The organism is Thiomonas sp., assembly GCF_054608695.1.
Window position 1 is genome coordinate 1 of the sequence record NZ_JBTRXV010000200.1, and the last position, 2,660, is coordinate 2,660.

Annotated in this window: 4 protein-coding genes; 2 read left to right on the top strand and 2 right to left on the bottom strand. The window is 58.7% G+C overall.

All coding sequences use genetic code 11. The features are described 5' to 3' along the window. The first annotated feature begins 227 nt into the window (after positions 1-227). Together ACYCUK_RS24255 and ACYCUK_RS24260 are read left to right on the top strand one after the other, a co-directional pair. Positions 228-524, top strand: a complete 297-nt coding sequence (locus tag ACYCUK_RS24255) for a toxin-antitoxin system TumE family protein (RefSeq protein WP_461597138.1) — start codon at positions 228-230, stop codon at positions 522-524. Next, positions 505-846, top strand: a complete 342-nt coding sequence (locus ACYCUK_RS24260) for an HVO_A0114 family putative DNA-binding protein (RefSeq protein WP_461597139.1) — start codon at positions 505-507, stop codon at positions 844-846. The genes ACYCUK_RS24255 and ACYCUK_RS24260 overlap by 20 nt, the downstream gene beginning before the upstream one ends. 182 nt (positions 847-1,028) lie before the next feature. On the opposite strand, the gene ACYCUK_RS24265 is transcribed toward ACYCUK_RS24260, so the two are convergent. Together ACYCUK_RS24265 and ACYCUK_RS24270 are read right to left on the bottom strand one after the other, a co-directional pair. Continuing rightward, positions 1,029-1,343, bottom strand: coding sequence for a hypothetical protein (locus ACYCUK_RS24265; RefSeq protein ID WP_461597140.1), 315 nt, complete (start codon positions 1,341-1,343; stop codon positions 1,029-1,031). Between the two features lie 11 nt (positions 1,344-1,354). After that, positions 1,355-2,660 (bottom strand): carbon-nitrogen hydrolase family protein (locus ACYCUK_RS24270; RefSeq protein ID WP_461597141.1); only part of this gene is annotated, 1,306 nt, incomplete at its 5' end.

Consider the following 2,660-nt stretch of genomic DNA (forward strand, 5'->3'; position numbering starts at 1 on the left):
GGTAGAGGCCCACCGGCTCGCAGGTCGAGTCGTTGAAGACCAGATGCTGGTACTGCATCCAAAGACCAACACCCGCGACCAGGGTGATCAGCCCGGTCCAGATCCAGAACATCCACCAGAATCCGCGTTTAGCGATGGTGATGAGTCGTGCGTTCAACCCTGTGTCCCTCCGGAAGATTTGCGTTGGTGTATTTGCCAACAACCAGGCGGGCGACTATGCTTCGTCCATGAAGGCGGAAAAACTGTTTCAACGGCGGGTAATCCTCTCGGAGACGGCTTTCGCGGAAATCGTGATTTGGCACGTCCCTGCACCGACATCCGGCAGCATGCACTCGTACAAATACCGGCTTGCCTACGTGATTCGTGGGGAATGTGTGCTGCGATACGACAATGAGGCCGGAAAAGGCGATCATCGCCATATAAATGGTCGGGAGGAAGCGTATCGCTTCTCCAACCCTCGTCAACTGATGACCGACTTCTTTGAAGAGATAAGGAGGTGGAGTGATGAGCACGCTGATGATTGATATTCGATCCCTGCGGGACACCCTGGACGATGCCGTGCAGGCGATGGAAAAGTTGGAATGTTCACAGCCGCATATCAGCTTTGAATCGCCGGAACTCCTATGGAAAATTTTGACTGGCAAGCGCTGGGAGATCCTGAGGGTCATGACGGCTGCGGGCCCCTTGGCGCTACGCGAGATCGCCCGGCGGGTCGGGCGCGACGTAAAGTCCGTACATCTGGATGTCCATGCGTTGCTGGACGCGGGACTCATCGACCGGCAGGACAATGGCTTTGTGTTTCCATACGACGCCGTGCATGTGAATTTTCTGCTCAAGGCGGGTTGAGTTATATTCACCGGCTTTTTCCGCCATGCGCTTTGGCGCGCCGGTCCAGAAAGAAACGCGCAGGCGCCGTGAATGGCCGAAAGGGGAAAAAGAATAGCCGCTCGAACTGGGTGGCACCCCAAAGCAGGGCTTCGGCCAGCTTGCGCGGACCTGACCGCTCGAAGAAGGCGATTAGCCTCTGGTCAAGCCGAGCGATGACTTGCCGAAGAGGATTGCTCACGCACCCGCTCCTTCAGGACAGTGATCGCCTCTTCCAGAGAGGCTTCCAGGGTAGCAATGTGCTGTTCAGCCGGAATCCGCGAATAATCCGCAGAGAGCACCTTTTCCAATTTGGCAATCCGCTGTTGCGCGGTGAGGGGACGGGACAGGTGCGTCTTGAGCAGATCCTTGAGTCGTTCACGGCGCCTGTCATCCAGGGCATCCAGAACGGACTTCCAGGCCAGCAATGGATCGCAGGGATCAAAAGCCATGGTTTTCATCTGATCGGACTTCTTCATCCGTTCCCCCGTCATCGATTCACCGCAAACAACACCGGCACCCCAAAAAACGCGCCCCAGGCTTTTGCCGAAGCCCTCTGGATGGCGGGGATGTCGGTCCCCCGCGCCCACCAGTCATTGGCCGGGGCCAGCAGGACTTGTATCCCATGCGGGTATAGATCGAGGGCAGGCCACATCAGCAGTTGCTCATAGCAGATGAGATAGCCAACTTTTTTGCCGTCAATCTCCGTGGTTTCCGGTTTCCTGGAAAACGGCGCCATCCGTAAGCTGTCACGGGGATGCCACGGGTGCCACATCGAGAAAGGCACCGGGATGTGATCCGGCAGTACCGTCTGGTGGCCATCCTGGATCTTCACCAGAGCATCCAGATAACCCTTCGCAGGGCGCAAGTCCCGCCCATGGGGCTCGCACCCTGCGAAGGGTTGGCACCCTGCAAGGGGTTGGCGCCCTGCGAAGGACACATCGGCCCCGAGCAACACGATTTGTTCTGGATGTCGCGCCGTCCAGCGGATGACCGGGCGCCAAATGGCCCGGGTGCCCGGCAGCCATGGCCCTGCCACGGTTTCCGGGAGTAACACCACCTTGTCGCCAGAGCGCAGATCCGCTAGGACCTTCGGAGCCAGTTCCATGGATGCATCGACATAGGAAAGATTTGAACGCAGACGGCCCAAGTGGGTATCGATGCCCACCCAGCCAGTGGGCGCTGTGGGCAGCGGGTGACCTATCATGTCATCCAGTGCCGGCACCCGCTCGGCTAGGGCAGGGAAGGCAAAACCCAGAAGCCAGAGATTGAAGATGACGATTCCGGCCATCAGTAAACGCACCGGGATATCCTGATTCTTTCGCTCCCAGTAGCCCAGAGCGAAGATCCCGAGAATGGTCAGCAGGATGCCGGTCGGGCCTGCGGCGACGGCGCCGAGCCAGGGGGAAGTCCAGCCGATGATTCCCAAGGGTGGCAGAATCGTCGAGACAGCAGAGGTAATGATAGTGGCCGTGACCGCGCCAAAACCGCCGCCTGCAAGGCTGCCGCCAGCAAGGCCGCCGCCACGGAAATACAGAGCAATGTACGGGTACGCTAGATAAGGCAGGGCAAAGGCCAGAGATGACAGCGACCAGAACCCAACACCGAGAAACAGCCCGGAGTGTAGGAAGAAAACCGACGTGCCTTTGATAAGGCCATAGGTCGTCGCCAGATGGTAACCCAGCATCAGGGCAAATGGCGCCAACCAGTAACGCTTGTTCAAGACCGGCAGAAGCAGCAAGGCCAGCGGTGCAAGCCAGATGGTGTGAGGCCAGGCCAGAACACCCACTAGGTCG

Bases quoted from the DNA above. Each gene is read 5' to 3' on its own strand.
- ACYCUK_RS24255 (WP_461597138.1), top strand. From the start codon at position 228: ATGAAGGCGGAAAAACTGTTTCAACGGCGGGTAATCCTCTCGGAGACG.
- ACYCUK_RS24260 (WP_461597139.1), top strand. From the start codon at position 505: ATGAGCACGCTGATGATTGATATTCGATCCCTGCGGGACACCCTGGAC.
- ACYCUK_RS24265 (WP_461597140.1), bottom strand. From the start codon at position 1,343: ATGAAGAAGTCCGATCAGATGAAAACCATGGCTTTTGATCCCTGCGAT.